This is a genomic window from Hymenobacter endophyticus (genome assembly GCF_032464715.1).
GTDB lineage: Bacteria > Bacteroidota > Bacteroidia > Cytophagales > Hymenobacteraceae > Hymenobacter > Hymenobacter endophyticus.
On sequence record NZ_JAWDJT010000001.1, the window covers coordinates 62,479 to 79,306 of the forward strand.

At 58.7% G+C, this 16,828-nt stretch carries 9 protein-coding genes; 2 read left to right on the forward strand and 7 right to left on the reverse strand.

Annotation, left to right across the window (positions count from 1 at the left end; translation table 11 throughout):
* Nucleotides 1–174 precede the first annotated feature (174 nt).
* From ROI90_RS00290 to ROI90_RS00305, 4 genes are all read right to left on the reverse strand, one after another.
* On the reverse strand, nt 175–1,665 hold the full coding sequence (locus tag ROI90_RS00290) for an arabinan endo-1,5-alpha-L-arabinosidase (RefSeq protein ID WP_315996340.1): 1,491 nt from the start codon (nt 1,663–1,665) through the stop codon (nt 175–177).
* 97 nt (nt 1,666–1,762) lie between these two features.
* Nucleotides 1,763–3,253: a RagB/SusD family nutrient uptake outer membrane protein gene (locus ROI90_RS00295; RefSeq protein ID WP_315996341.1), complete on the reverse strand. Its 1,491-nt coding sequence runs from the start codon at nt 3,251–3,253 to the stop codon at nt 1,763–1,765.
* A 33-nt stretch (nt 3,254–3,286) separates the two neighbouring features.
* Nucleotides 3,287–6,397: a SusC/RagA family TonB-linked outer membrane protein gene (locus ROI90_RS00300; RefSeq protein WP_315996342.1), complete on the reverse strand. Its 3,111-nt coding sequence runs from the start codon at nt 6,395–6,397 to the stop codon at nt 3,287–3,289.
* Between the two features lie 1,013 nt (nt 6,398–7,410).
* Nucleotides 7,411–9,600: a glutamine synthetase III family protein gene (locus tag ROI90_RS00305; protein WP_315996343.1), complete on the reverse strand. Its 2,190-nt coding sequence runs from the start codon at nt 9,598–9,600 to the stop codon at nt 7,411–7,413.
* Nucleotides 9,601–10,021: 421 nt separating this feature from the next.
* Here ROI90_RS00305 and ROI90_RS00310 point away from each other — a divergent pair, with 421 nt between their 5' ends.
* On the forward strand, nt 10,022–11,878 hold the full coding sequence (locus ROI90_RS00310) for an LTA synthase family protein (RefSeq protein WP_315996344.1): 1,857 nt from the start codon (nt 10,022–10,024) through the stop codon (nt 11,876–11,878).
* Between the two features lie 216 nt (nt 11,879–12,094).
* On the forward strand, nt 12,095–13,441 hold the full coding sequence (gene mtaB, locus ROI90_RS00315; protein ID WP_315996345.1) for a tRNA (N(6)-L-threonylcarbamoyladenosine(37)-C(2))-methylthiotransferase MtaB: 1,347 nt from the start codon (nt 12,095–12,097) through the stop codon (nt 13,439–13,441).
* A gap of 106 nt (nt 13,442–13,547) precedes the next feature.
* Here mtaB and ROI90_RS00320 read toward each other — a convergent pair whose 3' ends face one another.
* From ROI90_RS00320 to ROI90_RS00330, 3 genes are all read right to left on the reverse strand, one after another.
* On the reverse strand, nt 13,548–14,252 hold the full coding sequence (locus ROI90_RS00320; RefSeq protein ID WP_315996346.1) for a hypothetical protein: 705 nt from the start codon (nt 14,250–14,252) through the stop codon (nt 13,548–13,550).
* Between the two features lie 567 nt (nt 14,253–14,819).
* Entirely contained in the window at nt 14,820–15,263 is a 444-nt protein-coding gene (locus ROI90_RS00325) for a hypothetical protein (RefSeq protein ID WP_315996347.1), read from the reverse strand.
* Nucleotides 15,264–15,353: 90 nt separating this feature from the next.
* Nucleotides 15,354–16,592: an ABC transporter permease gene (locus tag ROI90_RS00330; protein ID WP_315996348.1), complete on the reverse strand. Its 1,239-nt coding sequence runs from the start codon at nt 16,590–16,592 to the stop codon at nt 15,354–15,356.
* Nucleotides 16,593–16,828: the final 236 nt, after the last annotated feature.

The following is a 16,828-nucleotide window of genomic DNA, read 5'->3' on the forward strand; positions in this document are numbered from 1 at the left end:
TACTTGTGTACTCCCACTCTGTTTTGAACCGTCGTTCATACCAATAAAAAGCCTCCTTCTCTCTTACCCGAAGGTTAGAGGAGAAGGAGGCTTTACCTAGCAGCAAACTGTGGCTATTTATTGCTTCCGTGGGTAACTAGGCAGCACCTGGGCGCTATCTAGGTGATGAAGCACTTACTTTTTCTTGCCCCACACGGCTATTCCAGCATTATCAAGGCCACTGAAAATAATAGTCGACTTCTTGTTTTCCCAGTCGCGGCCCTTCTGCACGAACACCTTGGCCGAGGTGCCAGTAGCCCAGCGCAGCTCCAGGTAAGGCGCGGCGTAAGTCCAGGTGTTGCTGGCGTTGCCGTTGAATGTGCCGTTAGCGGCCAACTGTAGCGGAACCGATGTCTGGAAATCAGGCGTATTCTGCTCTACTTCGTAGCCCGGTACTACCCGGTAATTTAGCGTAATCTGCTCCCAGTCGCCAGCCAAGTCGGTGGCGGCTACCTGGGAATTGTCCTCACCGGCGTACCGCTCCGGCGACACCACTGGCCAGCCCGAGGGAGTCCAGAAGATCTTGCGCACGTGCAGGTTCATAAAGTAGGGGTCGATGCCTGGGCGGCCCTGGTGCGCCATGTAGTACTGGCCGTTATCCTGGAACACGCCGCAGTGGGCCGTGCCCTGCCAGCCGCTGTGGCCGGCAAACTGGTACGGGGCCAGAATCATGGGGCCGTGGTCCTGGGCAATATTAATATCCTGGCCGTTGAAGTCCAGGAAAGGGCCATCGGGCGAGTCGGCGCGGCCCACGCGCACGTTATACTTGGTCAGCAGCCAGTCGTAGGAAATGAACAGATAATACTTGCGCTGCTCGGCGTTATAGATGATTTCAGGAGCCTCAATGTTGCCGTTGATGCGGTTGCCGGTATAGCCCCGCTCCGCCACGCGGCGGCCCTTGTCGCCGGTCGTTTCGGCAAAGCCGGTAGCCGGGTTCAGCTTGAGCATGTAAATGCCGTTGAAGGCCGAGCCGTAGTACATGCGGTGCTGCCCCTGCGGATCCACCAGAATGGTGGGGTCAATGGCATTAGTCATGGGCGTGGTAGTGTTACGGGAGCTCACCACTACCCCTTTTTCGGTCCAGGGGCCGGTGGGTGAGCTGGAGGTAGCCAGGCCAATCACGCTCAGCTTGAATACGTTGGAAGCCAGGGAGTAATACAGGCGGTACTCGCTGCCCACCTTCACCACGTAGGGCGCCCACAGCAGCTTGTTGGGTGTGCCCCCGTTCTGGCGAATAAAGTCGGCCCCCATGGCGGGCAGGCCGTTGAATACCCAGCCTACGAAATCCCACTTAATCAGGTCTTTGGAGCGGCGCACCTGCAACCCCGACGTCAGCGTAGCGTCCGAAATACCATACCCCACATCGGTGCTGTAACAGTAGTAGTAGTCATCGGCCTTGATGATGGCTGGGTCGTGTACGTTGTAAGGTCCCCAAAGCGAGGCGCTGCTCAACGGAGCCACGTTGGCGTAGGTATCCGAGATGGAGTTGATATCGAACCCCGTCCCCGGCGTATCAGGGTCGGTGGGTTTGAACTCCGGCACGTCGTCTTTCTGGCACGCGCTCAGCAGCACACCCAGGCCCAGCAGCAGGCCCCGAAATGGCGAAAGGAAGGCTATTTTTTTCATGAGGAGGAAATATAAGAACAGGCAACGGGCAGTAAATGGCAACAGCCGTTCAGGCCAAAAAGGTTGAACGGCTGCGCCGAAAAGTACCGGCCGGCGGTTAGTAGCCGGGGTTCTGCCGCAGGTTGCGGTCAATGTCGATATCGGTTTGCGGAATGGGCAGCAGCTTGTTGCGCGGAGCCACGAAGTTGTTGAAATCCGCGTCGCGGGCACGCAGTTCGGCCAGGCCGGCCGCCGAGTCAAACAGACCGTAGCGGGCCAGGTCGCTCCAGCGCATGCCCTCCCCCGACAGCTCGGTAATTCGCTCGTGGCGGAGCTGGGTGCGCATGGTTTCGCGGGTAAAGCCACTGGTAGCAATGGGCGTGAGGCCCACCCGGGCCCGCACCTGGTTTACCAGCACCGCCGCCGCTGCGGGCTGATTCTGCTCATTAAGAGCTTCAGCTTGCATCAACAGCACATCGGCGTAGCGAATCAGGCGAATATTGATGCCCGAGAAGAAATTTTCGGTACCCTTCGTGCGGTCATTCTGGTACTTGCGCCAGAAGATACGGCTGGGGTCAGCGAAGGGGCGGCCGTAGTAGCCGCCGGTACCGGCCGCGCTGAACATGGTAGCGTCGCGGCGGGGGTCTACGCCCCCGGTGGTGGTCCGGTCACTGAACTCAGCAAACAGCCAGGGCCGAATTTCCACATCGGTGAAGCCGATGCCGGGAGGGCCAAAGAACTGGGCCCGCTCATTGCCCTCCGAAGCCCCCGGGAAGTCCTGGCCGAACACCTGGTTCGCCCCCGAAAACTGCACCTCGTAGATGGATTCGCTGTTGTTCTCGTTATTTTCCGTGAAGTTGTCCGCGTAGTTCGGCACCAGGGAATACTGGTTGGAACTGATAACCTCGGCAAACTGGGTAGAGGCTTCCGCCCATTTCTGCTGCTGTAGGTAGGCTTTGCCCATGAGGGCTGCCGCCGCGCCCCGGGTAGCCCGGCCCTTGTTGGCGGCATCGTAAGTTAGCGGCAGGTCGGCCTTGGCAATGGCTAGGTCGGCAATAACCTGGGCGTAGGCTTCGGCCTGCGTTACCTGGGGCACGCGGGTGTTGGCATCGGCCAGGGTGGTTACCAGCGGAATATTACCGAACAGCAGAGCCAGATCATAGTACGCCAAGGAGCGCATGAACAGGGCCTCGGCCAGAATCCGCTTTTTCAGCGCCTCGTTCATGGTGATGCCGGGCACGTTGGTGAGCACCTGATTGCAGCGGAAAATCATCCGGTACATGTCGTTCCAGAAGAAGGCCGAGCGGCCATCGGTGGTGCTGGCCTGGCGGAAAACCAGGTACTGGTTCAGGCCGGGGTCGGGGGTGCGGGTGAACGACTCGTCGGTGCGGCCGGTGGTGGCAAAGTGCCAGTAGAGGCTGTACGTGGAGAAAATCTGCTGGCCCGAGTATACAGCCGTCATGGCGCGTACGGCGTCGCTCTCGGTTTTCCAGAACAGCTCCTTGTTCGGTTGATTAGGATCTACCTGGTCCAGCAAATCTTTGTCGCAGCCGGTGCTCAGGGTGAGCAGGCCCAGCAGGGCCAGAGTGGAAAGTGAATATCGTTTCATGGGAAGTAAGGCAGAAGAAGGAAAGAAAACGGCCTAGAAATTCACCTGCAGGCCGCCCGTGAACGTGCGCACGTTGGGGTAAGTACCGTCATCTACGCCCCGGCCAAACACACCCAAACCGGGTGTTTCGGGGTCGAAACCGGTGTATTTGGTAAGGGTGAAGATGTTGCGGCCCGTTACGTAGAGCCGCACGCTACCCAGGCCTTCGAGCCGGCCGGTGAGCGAAGTGGGCAGGGTGTAGCCCAGCTGCACGTTTTTGAGGCGCAGGTAGCTGCCATCCTCCACCCAGCGGGTGCTGGCCCGCTCGAAGTTCTTCACCGCTTCGGCCCCGCCCCCGTACACCAGGCGCGGCGTGGTATTTGAGCCGTTTTCGGCCGTCCAGGGCTGCAGGTCGCGGCGGAAGTTGCCGCCCCCATCCAGCACATCCAGGGAGGCGCGGGTGGAGTTGAGCACGTCGTTGCCGGTTACGCCCTGCCAGAACATACTCAGGTCAAAACCCTTGTAGGCAGCCGTCAGGTTCAGGCCAAACTGCAGCGTGGGAAACGGGTTGCCGGTAAACTTCCGGTCCCCGTTGAAGGTGATCTGGCCGTCACCGTCCACATCCTCGTACTTCACGTCGCCGGGGCGGGCCAGGGGCTGGATAACGCGGCCGTCGGCGGAGCGGTAGTTGCGTATTTCATCCTCACTCTGGAAGATACCCACCATCTGCATCAGGTACAGCCGGCTTACGGGCTGCCCCACGGAAGTGCGCGTGACGTTCAGGGCACCGGGAATATTGGGCTGCAGTTCCGAGAGCTTCAGCACCTTGTTACGAACGGTAGCCAGCGTTAGGTCGGCTCCGTAGGTGAAGGCATTCCGGTTTTCGTGGTAGCCCAAAGCAACTTCCAGGCCTTTGTTTTGAATCTCACCCAAATTGGTGAAGGGCTGCAGGAAACCGGCCGTACCCACGTAGCCCGGCAGTGGTGGGCTCACCAGCGCATCCTTGGTAGTCGAGATGTAGTAGTCGGCCGCCAGCGTCAGGCGGTTATCCAACAGGCCCAGATCGAAGCCAAAGTTGGTCGTGTAGCGGGATTCCCACCGGATGTCTTTGCTTTCCAGTCCCAGTTGAATACCTCCGTTCACAATTACCTGCCCTGTGCCCAGCGGGTAGTTCACGTTCTGGTTGATAACGGGCTGGTAGAGGTAAGACCCCGGCAGCAAATCATTGCCGTTTACCCCGTAGCTGGCCCGCAGCTTGAGGTTATTTACGGCCGGCAGCGCATCCCGGAAAAAGTCTTCCTCACTCACGCGCCACCCCACCGAGGCCGCCCCGAAGTTGCCGTAGTTGCGGCTCCGGTCAAAGCGAGAGGAACCGTCGCGCCGGAAACTACCGGTGAGCAGGTAACGGCCCTTGTAGTCGTAGTTGGCCTGCGTGAAGTAGGAGCGCTTGGTATAGGTATCGATACCGCCCCCTACCAGAGGGGGCAATGAGGCATTGGTTCCCCCAATCTGGGTGTTGGTACCCGAGCCCAGCACGAAGTAGTACTGCGGCTGTGAGAAATAGCCATTGGCGCGGGCCGTGGCGTTGTTGCCCGTGGCCTTCTGCTCTGAGTAGCCAACGATGGCGTTGAGGTTATGGTCGCCGAACTGCTTATTGAAGGCCAGCGTGTTCTCAATGATGGTAGCTATCTGGGTTCCCCGGTTCTCGAACAGGTAGCTAGTATTGGTCGTGTCCGACTCGCCCAGGCGGATAAAGCCGTTGCGGCGGGCGTCCTTGTCGTTGTAGTCGTGCACTTCCAGGCCCACGTTGAGCCGGTAGGCGAGGAAGTCGAATATGGAATACTCCGCATTCACGCTTCCCTGCAGGCGGTTATTCTTCTGGGTCCGGTTCAGGATTTCCTGAGCCCCGATAGGGTTTACCGAGTAGTTGAACAGATTAGCGCTGCCATAACCGTAGCCCCCAAAGTTGCGGGGGTTATACACCGGAATGCCCGGCAGTTCGGTCAACACATCCACGAAGGGCACGTTGTTGAGCAGGGTAGTCTGGATGCGGGTAAGCAATGCACTCTGCCCTACTTTAAGCTTGCCGCGCGTCAGGCCTGAGTTTAGCCGTACGCTGTAGCGCTCAAACTTGGGCCCCTTCACGATACCCTGCTGGTTGAAGTAACCGCCCGAAATCAGGAAGTTACTGGAGCTTTTGCCGCTGTTACTGCCACCCGAGAAGCTCAGGTTGTAATCCTCCACCCGGCCGGTGCGGAAAAATTCATCCTGCCAGTTGGTATCAATGGCATCGGAGTAGGCCGGTGTACCTTTCACGGCGCCCGGCATCTGCACGGCCGGGTTCAGGCCGGCGTTGCGGTAGGCTACCACGGCGCGGTCGGCCCACTCGCTGTGGTTGGTGAGGTTGTACTGGCGGTAGATGCTTTCCACCCCCCGGTAGCCGTTGAAGCTGATTTTCGGTTCCCCAGCCTGCCCTCGCTTGGTGGTGATAAGAATTACACCGTTGGCCCCACGCGAGCCATACACGGCCGTCGAAGAAGCATCTTTCAGAATGGTGGTCGACTCTATATCGTTGGGATTCAGGTCACGGATGTTATCCGTCCACAGGCCGTCAATAACGTACAGCGGATTGCTGCCCGAACCCACCGTACCCACACCCCGAATGAGCACATTAGGTACGGCCCCGGGGTTGCCGGCGCTTTCCACCTGCACGCCGGCCACGCGGCCCTGCAGGCCCTGCACCAGCGTGGGCACTGGCGTTTTGGCCGCTTCCTTTACATCCAAGCTGCTCACGGCACTGGTCAGGTTCTGGCGGTCCTGGGCCAGGTAGCCCACCACCACTACTTCCGACAGCACCCGGTCGTCCGGCACCAGGGAAATACTGAGACTGGTGCGCCCACTAACTGGTATTTCCTGGGTGGTATAGCCCACAAAGGACAGCAGCAACACCGCATTTTCGGGGGCTGTGAGCGTAAACCGGCCCTCGGCATCCGTTTGCACGCCGGTAGTAGTGCCTTTTACAATTACATTGACCCCGGGCAGGCCGTTACCCTTCTCATCCAGAATGCGGCCGGTAATTGTAATGTCGGCCTGGGTAGCGTTTGTGGTAACAACAGGGAGCGAGGGCACCGTGGGAGCAGAGGCCAAAGCAGCATGAAGGGGCATGCTGCAGAGAAGAGCCGGAAGAGTTAGCCGGCGCAATCCGGGTACTGGCTGTATCATACGTGTGGAATGTGGGAATTGGTGAGGGTTGCACAATCGTTTGTGTTATATAAACAACACAAACGATTGTGTTTTTAAGTTAATTGGTATACTCTAAGTGCCTATCCGGCATAGAAATCCGGACGGAACACCTACTGGGAAGAAGTAATACCGATCAAAGGGGCGGGTAAGGTTGTTATTTTTAAGGAAAGTAACAAGTCACTCACCATAAAAAATAAATCAGAGGAGGGTAACATGAGTAGCAAGTCAAGCAGAGTGCTACCAAGTAAACAACCAACTACGACCCTCACCTGCTACCTCGAAAACCATTCACTAGCGCAATATTTAACGTTCTTATTGCCAAGCACTTATTCAAAATTTGAATACACTACTGCTTGCTTGCATAAAACAACCATACCCCTATTCGCTGTGCCCGGATAGTAAGCTACGGCTAGCACTTTCATCTAAACACACAATCGATTATGCATATACCTGTTCAACTACAAAGGAGCGCCAGCAAGTCAGATCGTATGCGAGGGTGTTTAGGTATTTGCGAAAAATATCATGCTTCCACATGCGGAGACTAGGTAGGGCATGACGTTCCTCGCAAATACCCCAAAGCATCCCTGCTCCTACCATCTCCACCCTAACAGCTTTGCAGATAGCACACAGGGCCAGCAGTTGCCCGCCCGCGGCCAGTTGCCAGGGCTACTCACAACGCCAACCGAACAGAACCCGCCTGCGGGCAACCGGCCTATTGGCTTACTGGCCAGGGCGCCGTCGGGCTAACAGATTCGCGGTATTACTTATGCAACTCTGGTAGACGGTTTGTACGAGCGCACGGTCATCTGAGCATGTGTGGATGAGCGCGGACACGCAGGGCACAAAAAAAAGCCGCCCCACCCGGAACGGCTTTTTCTGAAATCGTGGCGCGGAGAAAATTCCCACCCAACTCCGGCCCGATTCTGACTCTGGACTTAGTGCCGGAACAACAGTTCGCGGTACTTTACCAGGGGCCAGTCCTCATCGGCCACCATTAGCTCCAGCTTATCCACGGAGCGGCGAATGGTGTCGAAATGTGCTTTTACGGTGTCGCAGTAGGCCACAGCCCGCTCGCGCATGTCGTCAATCTTGTTGGCCACTTTGCGGGCTTTCACCATCTCATCTACCTGGGTTTTGATGGTGGTAATGTGCCGCGAAATAGCTTTAATGGTATCCAGGGTTACTTGCGTGTTCTCGTCGTCGAGGCCCAACTCGCGCAGCCCGCGTACGTTGGTTACGAGCTTGGTTTGGTAAGCAACTGCCGTGGGAATGATATGGTTCACGGCCAAGTCCCCCATCACGCGGCTCTCAATCTGGATTTTCTTCATGTAGTCCTCCAGCAGAATCTCGTGGCGGGCGTGCAGCTCCACGTGCGAGAAAATGTTGTGGCGCTGGTACAGCGAAGCGGCGTCTTCCGTCACCATAGCATCCAGCGACTGGGGCGTGGTGGGGATGTTGCTCAGGCCACGGGCGGCGGCTTCATCCTTCCACTCGTCGGAGTAACCGTTGCCTTCGAAGCGGATGGCTTTCGAGCTGATAACGTACTCGCGCAGCACTTCCACAATGGCTACTTCCTTCTTCTTGCCTTCGCCGATGAGCTTGTCAACGGAGGTTTTGAAGTCGATGAGTTGCTCGGCCACAATGGCGTTGAGCGTGGTCATGGCCGAGGAGCAGTTGGCCGAGGAGCCTACCGCGCGGAACTCGAACTTGTTGCCGGTGAAGGCAAAGGGCGAGGTGCGGTTCCGGTCGGTGTTGTCGAGCAGAATGGCCGGAATCTTATCGATACCGAGCTTCAGGTAGATGTTGTCGCCTTTGTCGAGGGGCACTTTGGCGGTGCGCTCCAACTCATCCAGCACCGAGTCCAGCATGGAACCCACAAACACCGACATGATGGCCGGCGGGGCTTCATTGGCGCCCAGACGGTGGTCGTTGCTGGCCGAGGCAATGCTGGCGCGCAGCAAGTCGGCGTAGCGGTGCACGGCCTTGATGGTGGTAATGAAGAAGGTCAGGAACTGCAGATTTTCCTTCGGACGACGACCGGGAGCCAGCAGGTTTACGCCGGTATCGGTGCTCATGGCCCAGTTGTTATGCTTGCCCGAGCCGTTGACACCCGCAAAGGGCTTCTCGTGCAGCAGCACCTTGAAGTTGTGCTTGTCGGCCACGCGCTCCATGATGTCCATGAGCAGCTGGTTGTGGTCGACGGCCAGGTTGGCGTCCTCGAAGGTGGGGGCGCACTCAAACTGGTGGGGCGCTACCTCATTGTGGCGGGTGCGCAACGGAATGCCCAGCTTATTGGCTTCTTCCTCGTATTCCAGCATGTAGGCGTGCACCCGGGCCGGAATCGAGCCAAAGTAGTGGTCATCGAGCTGCTGACCTTTAGCCGGCGCGTGCCCGAACAGAGTACGGCCAGTCATTACCAGGTCGGGACGGGCATTGTAGAGGGCGCGGTCAACCAGGAAGTACTCCTGCTCGATGCCAAGCGTGGTGTGCACGCGCTGCACGTCCTTGTCGAAATACTGGCACACATCCACAGCGGCCTTTTCCAGGGTGGCCAACGACTTCAGCAGGGGAGCTTTGTAGTCGAGGGCTTCGCCGGTGTACGCAACGAAGATGGTAGGAATGCACAAGGTTTTGGCCCCGGCAGTTTCGAGAATAAACGCCGGTGAGGTGGGGTCCCAGGCAGTGTAGCCGCGGGCCTCGAAGGTGTTGCGAATACCGCCGTTCGGGAATGAGGACGCATCGGGCTCCTGCTGCACCAGCGCCGAGCCTTTAAAGTTCTCAATTGGCCGACCGTCGGAGTTCAGGTCGAAAAAGGAGTCGTGTTTTTCGGCGGTAGCGCCGGTGAGGGGCTGAAACCAGTGGGTATAGTGCGTAGCGCCCTTGGCCATAGCCCAGGTTTTCATGGCCGAAGCCACAGCATCGGCCACGCTGCGCTCTACTGGCGAGCCTTGCTTGATAGCAGCTTGAAGCTTCTTGAAGTATTCGCCGGGCATGGTGGCCCGCATGGCATCGAGGTTGAACACGTTCTTGCCGAACGTTTCGGAGCGACGCTCACCAGCGACGGTGACGGCCAACGGCTGGCGCTGGTCAACTAGTTCGAGAGCTTTGAAGCGAAGAATTGCCATGCTAGAGTTAGGCGTGAGAGATAATCAAGGGTTACTGCCTCAAAGGTACACGCAGGAAACAGGCTTTTGCAATAACCCCTCACTTTTTTTAGCTGTTTTTTCAATTAGCCTCCTGTTTTTATCTTCTACCCTGCTCTTTCTAGTAGCTGTTTCAGAAAAAACAGCCACTAATTGCTTATTCCTACCCTGAATCGAGAGGGCACCCGCCGGCCGCTATGCAGATAGTAGGCTCAGTAGGGAGTTAGGCAGCTAGGCTTCGACCATGCTACTTGGAGTATGGAGTCAGGGCTTGATTTGAGATTCGGTTCCTTGATCAGCAACTATGAGCGTGCTCGGCACGGCCTGGTTGACGTGGGTGCGGGCAGTAGCATTAGCAGCGTTGCCATACTCTCCGTGAAATGGCAACGCCTACCTTTGCAGGGTGAAAAACCGCTTCGCGTTTCAGCCCCGCTACTTCATTTTTTGGCTGGCGTACTTTGTGGCGGCTAAGGCCGTCTTCCTGCTATATCATGTAGCACACACCCGTACCCTGCCCGTTGGTACTGTAGGTCGGTTGTTTGGCTACGGCCTCCGGCTGGATGCCTCGGCGGCAGCATATCTGTGCGTGGTACCATTTCTGGTGTTTACCGTGGGCAGCCTGTTGGGGAAACGGTTTCCGCTGGAGCGGCTGCTGCGCTTCTTCACGGCCGTGGCGGGCGTTGTGCTGGCCGCCCTGACTACCGCCGACCTGGAGCTGTACCGGGCCTGGGGCTTCCGGCTCGATGCCACGCCCCTGCAATACCTGAGTACGCCCCAGGAAGCCGCTGCCTCGGCGGGCAGCGCGCCGGTGGCGTTGCTGCTGGGGTTGTTTGCGGGGCTGCTGGCCCTGGGTTGGTTCTTCTATAAAGGAATTGTAGGCCGCCTGCCCGAGCTGCCGGCAGGTTTTGGACGGGGCCGGGCGGCTTTGGCGGGGCTATTGTATCTGCTGCTGTTAGCAGTGCCGTTGCGGGGTGGCCTACAGCAGATTCCGGTAAACCAGAGCGACGTGTACTTTTCCAGCGTGCCGTTTGCCAACCACGCTGCCGTAAACGTGCCCTGGAATGTGGTGAATTCCTTGTTTCTGCAGAACGCGGGCCCCAGCCCCTACCAGTTCATGCCCGATTCGGCGGCTCAGCGGTTGGTACGGCCCCTCTACCAGCCCACCTCAGATTCTACTGCCCTGCTGCGCACCCCGCGGCCCAATGTGCTGTTCATCATTCTGGAAAGCTTCACGGGCAAGCTGGTAGGGCACTTGGGCGGGGAAATGGGTGTAACGCCCACTCTGGACAGCCTAGCCCGCACAGGTATAGCCTTCCAAAACCTGTATGCCGCCGGCGACCGGAGCCAGAAGGGACTGGTGGCATTGCTCTCGGGCTACCCTAATCAACCGGCTACCTCCATCATTAAGTACCCGCGCAAAACCGAGCGGCTGCCCCACTTGGCCCAGGTACTGCGCGGACAGGGCTACAGCACAGCCTACTACCACGGCGGCGAACTGGCCTTTGCCAACATGAAAAGCTACCTCGTGACGGCCGGCTACGAGAAGCTAACGGAACGCGCCGATTTTGCGCGCCAGGATCAGAACTCCAAATGGGGGGCCCACGACCACGTGCTGTTTCAGCGGATGCTGCGGGAGCTGCCCCGGCAGCGGCCCCCGTTCTTCGTGACGGCCTTTACCCTCAGCTCCCACGAGCCCTTCGATGTGCCCATGCCTACCCGCTTTCCGGGCACCGATGAGGCCAGCCGCTTCCGCAACTCCGTGTACTACACCGACCACGTACTGGGCCGGTTTCTTACTGAGGCCCGCCAACAACCCTGGTGGCAGAACACGCTGGTAGTGCTGGTGGCTGACCACGGCCACCCCCAGCCCGGCGACTCGCCCAACCACGCCCCGGCCAAGTTCCGGGTGCCGCTGCTGCTGACCGGCGGGGCGCTACGCCCGGCGGCCCAGGGCCGCCAAATCACCACCATCGGCAGCCAGACCGACGTGGCCGCCACCCTGCTGCGCCAGCTGCAACTACCCGCCACCAACTTCCGCTGGAGCCGCGACCTGCTGGCCCCCGCCCCGGCCGCCTGGCCCGGCGGCGCGGCGTTTTACTGCTTCACCGATGGATTTGGCGTGGTGACGCCGGCCGGCACCGTAACCTATGATAACGTGGCCCGGCAGGTAATTGAGCGGGACTCCGCCGTACCTGACCAACAGCTCCGCTTCGGGCAGGCGTACGAGCAGTTGTCGTTTGCCGATTTTCTGCGGAAGTAAGCGGAAGGGAAATAATGCGCCGGTTCGAGTAGTGCAGCTGAGCACTCAGGGTTCGGGGGCTGCTCACTAGATTTCCTTGCTTAGCGCCACTATAGATGCATCGGCACAACCTGCAAGAAGCGGCCTGACAGAAACCAATCAATTGTTCAACGGGTTGTAGACCAGCTTCGCATACCGGAAACCTGCAGCTTCTGCCGTATCTTTGCCGCCTTGTTTATGGAAATGGAAACCAGAAAAGTTGCCTTTTACACCTTGGGCTGCAAGCTCAACTTCTCCGAAACGTCGGCCATCGGCCGGCAGTTTGAGGAACACGGCTTCGTAAAAGCCGCCTTCGAGGACGCGGCTGATATCTACGTTATCAACACCTGCTCGGTGACGGACCACGCCGACCGCAAGTGCCGGAAGGTGGTGAAAGAGGCCCTCAAGCATAACCCCGAGGCTTTCGTGGCCATTGTGGGCTGCTATGCCCAGCTCAAGCCCCAGGAAATTGCCGAAATTCCCGGCGTGCACGCCGTGTTGGGTGCGGCCGAGAAGTTTCAGCTGGTAGAAACCCTGGCGGGCTTTCAGAAGCCGGCGGCGGGTCAGCCCGGACGGGTATTCGCCTCCCCTATTTCCGAGGCCACCGAGTTTCACGCGGCCCACAGCTACGGCGACCGGACGCGCACCTTCCTGAAGGTGCAGGACGGCTGCGACTACTCCTGCTCGTTCTGCACTATTCCGCTGGCGCGCGGGGCCAGCCGCTCGGGTTCGGTGCAGAGCGTGGTGGAGCGCGTGCAGAAGCTGGCGGCAACTGGCGTGAAGGAAATTGTGCTGACGGGCGTCAACCTCGGCGACTTCGGGTTGCAGGGCCCCGAGCGGGAACGACAGGAGAACTTCTTCGACCTTGTGCGGGCCTTGGATGAGGTGGACGGCATCGAGCGGTTCCGCATCAGCAGCTGTGAGCCTAACTTGCTCTCCGACGAAATTATCCGGTTTGTGGCCCGTTCCAAGCGGTTTATGCCCCATTTCCACATTCCGCTGCAGTCGGGCTCCAACAAGATTTTGGGGCTGATGCGCCGCCGCTACCGCCGGGAGCTGTACGTGGAGCGGGTGCGTCTTATCAAGGAAGTAATGCCCCACGCCTGCATTGGCGTGGACGTGATTGTAGGCTTCCCCGGCGAAACGGAGGCTGATTTTCTGGAAACCTACCAGTTCCTGAACGACCTGGACGTGAGCTACCTGCACGTATTCCCGTACTCGGAGCGCGAAAACACGCTGGCCCCCACGCTGCCCGGCCGCGTGCAGGACCGCCACCGCCACGAGCGCACCACCCAGCTTCGCAGCCTATCCGAAAAGAAAAAGCGCCATTTCTATGAGCAGCACACGGGCCTGGAAACGGCCGTACTCTTCGAGGACGATGTGACCAACGGCCAGATGGAAGGCTTCACGCCCAACTATATTCGGGTGGTGGCTAAATATGACCCATTGCTGGTGGGCGAGTTGAAACGCCTGCGCCTCACCGCCGTGAACCCGCAGAGCCTGATGGAAGCCGAAGAAGTGGGCATAGAAGTATTTCAGCACTGATAGTAGTCCAACCCCATAACCGCCCCAAAGAAAAAACACCCTTGACGCCAATCGGCATCAAGGGTGTTTTTTTGGTGAGCACGCAAGAGCTCCCGGCTTGCGGCAACTACATCATCTTGCGCTGCATCAGATCCATCATCTGCTGCATCAGGCGCTGCTGATCCTGCAGGTGCTGGTTGCGCATTTCAGCCAAGGCCAGTTGGTGGGCCATTTGCTGGGTGTACAGGGCCGTCTGCCAGGCTCCCGCATCGGAAGCAACCGGGGCCGCCGCAACGGCGGGGGCAACTCCTGCCGGTGCGGCGGGCGGCAGCGCTACAACGGGTTCGGGAGTAGCGGGGGCCACGGGAGTTACGGGCTCGGGGGCTGGGGCAGTTGGGGGCTCAGCTGGAACAGGAGTGGCAGGAACTGGAGCAGGAGCTAGAGCAGACTCTGCAACCGGCAGTGCAGCTGCTTCAGCAGGTGTAACTTCTGCGGGCACAATAGGAGCAGCGGAAAACTCAGCAGCTGTACGCGCTGGCTTTGCCACCAGTTTTTCTGCTTTCGGAACTTCGTTGGAAATTATCAGCATAGGACCGGAGCCCTGCAATAACCAATCTTTTGATACATTTGGATAAACTTCGAACACCTTGCAGATAAGGTCAAATCCTGGTTTATTGCGCTCCTCTACTAAATGCTGGATAACTGTTGCTGTCTTGTCCAGGGACATAGCAAAAGCATTTTTTGATATACCCAAATGGTTTATTAGCTGCGTGAATCGCTGGCCTACTGACGTGTTTTCCATTTTACTCATTTGTTTATCTTTCACAAACATATGAATAATACACGTAAACGTCCTCCACCTGCTTATCACTCTGCTAACAACCAGTAGAGGCTGCTCCTCTACCTGCGAAACCGGCTGGCGGTAGGGGGAGTATTTTGCCAGCTTTCTGTGGCCATACAATGGTATTACCAGCTCAAGCAAAGGCCGGCGTGTAAGAGGTTGCTGTGGCAGCATGGAAAGCTATAGAGATGAGTACTCTTTGCATCGGATGATAAGTTGAACGCTAACCGGCAAGGCGGCGTGGACGACAACCTGCGAAGAATAGCACCTCTGCATTCCCTGCGCACACCGTTCACTACTTTGCTACACTTTACGCTGCCCGCTGACCGGGTCAATTCGCCCGCAGCTACCAGCCGAGCGCGTTCTGCAAGTGCAGGCAGGGTACTTCTGGTGGTATCTGGTAAATTAACTGACGCTAACCAGTGCATGAGGTTTTTCTCGCTGCTTGCTGTTCGCGCACCTCGGCACGACTTCGAGGCTTATTCCATACAATCTAATTTGTCGCTAGCCTCCCTCCTGCCCGCTTCGCAAACAGAGAGAGATGCTGCTGCTCAATGGCTATAATCGGGCCGCTTGGTTTGCTTGGTCAAGTTCAGATTGTTGCCACGCTTCGAACGCCTGGGTCAGGGCATCATCTGGTTCGGGCAAGCGCACTTCCCGGCCAAACCACAGGTACACTTCCTGCTGAAGCAGGCCAAGCCGCTGCCCGGGCGTAGTTGCTTTAGGCAGTCGGTAGAGCAGCGTGCGGGCCAGCTCCGGGTACAGTGGAGAAGCCGGAGCGTCCGGCCCCAGCCCGGCTAGGTCGTGGCGCACCAGCAACTGGTGCAGCGAATCGAAACGAGGGCCGAAGGCGCGGCGGGCCGTGCCCAGATCGGGAAGCTGGGCGTGCAGGAGTTGGCGGCGCTGGTGCGCCAAAAGCTCCCGGCGCAGGTGGTTTTCGTCGGCACGGTTGCGCTGCCGGCGTGAAACCAGCGCCAGCAGCAACCCTAATCCAGGAATCATATGGTCAACTGCTAAACGTCAAAAACCGCCCCTCTGTCAGTGGCGCGAACGTCCTGACCGGCGAATTATCTGCTTATCTACCCGTGGGTTCTACTCAAACCGCAACGACTCGATGGGGTCGAGGCCGGCGGCTTTGCTGGCGGGGTAGTAGCCCGAGGCCAGGCCCACGGTTACGCAAATTACCAGGCCAATCAGCATCCAGAGCCAGGGCACCACGAAGCCGCCGCTACCCACCAGCAACGACACGCCGTTACCCATGCCCACGCCCAGCAGAATACCCAGCGTGCCGCCCATCAGGCAAATCACAATGGCCTCGATGAGAAACTGCTGACGGATTTGCACGGATGTAGCGCCCAGCGCCTTCCGGATGCCGATTTCCCGGGTGCGCTCCGTCACCGACACCATCATGATGTTCATAAGGGCAATACTGGCGCCCAGCAGCGTGATGAAACCGACCAGGAAGCCCCCCATCTTGAGGTTGCCCGACAACGAATCCAGCTTGCCAGCCAGGGAGTCGGAGCGCTCCAGCTCGAAGCTGTCTTCCTGGCCCAGCTGGTCGTGGCGCACGGCGCGCATTACGCGGGTGGCCTCGCCGGTGAGGTAGGTGAGCTGCACGGGGTCGAGGGTGGCCGTTTTTACATCATACGTGAGGGCGCGCTGCCGGGGCAGCTGGTTGCCGGTTTCCAGCGGAATCAGCAGCATCCGGTCGGCCCCGCTGCCGCCCATGCTGCTGCCACTTTTCTCCAACTCCCCAATCACCAGGAAGCGGCGGCCCAGCATATACACGTATTTTTCGAGCGGACTCTGGCTCGGGAACAGCTTCTCCTTGAGCTCGGCCCCCACAATTACTACGTTGGCGCCGTTATCCAGCTCGGCGGGCGAGAACGTGCGGCCCCCGCTCAGGTTGTAGTTCTGAATCATGAGGTAGTTTTCGTCGCCGGCTACCACGCGCATGTTGGGGTTGGTTTTGATGCCGTTGGCCTTTACCTCCACGGCCCCCGCAATCTGGGCCGAGACGCCCACTTTGCCCTCCTCACCAATCTGGTTTTTATACTGCCGGGCCTGCAGGTACGTGAGGGCCGGGTAGGTTTTGTCCTGCACCCCGCCCCGCCGCACCCGGTTGGAGTAGCCCTTCGCTTTGATTTCGAAGGAGTTGGCTCCCAGGCTGGCAAACGTGGAGTTCAGCGAGGCCTTCATGGCATCAATGGCCGTAAGGATTCCTACCAGCGACATAATGCCGATACTCACAATCAGGGCCGTTAGCACGGTGCGCAGCAGGTTGCTGTGAATGGAACGAAACGCCTCTTTGATGTTTTCCAGTAAGTGCATAGCGGGGGTAGTCGACGCGGCGGTGGACGAAACCTGCCGGAACGGGTGCAAACCCGCGTGCGGGCGCGCCGCCCTGGGTGGCCGGTCCGGCAAGGTAGCGGGTTTTCCACGAAACTACCACCCGGATTTGCTACCTTGAATCACGGATTCCGCCGGATTTCTTAAATCCCCCGGATTCCCGTAACCCGGCCTCTTTTACGGCGGCCTCGCCCCCCTCCTTCGCCTTCCAGCCTATT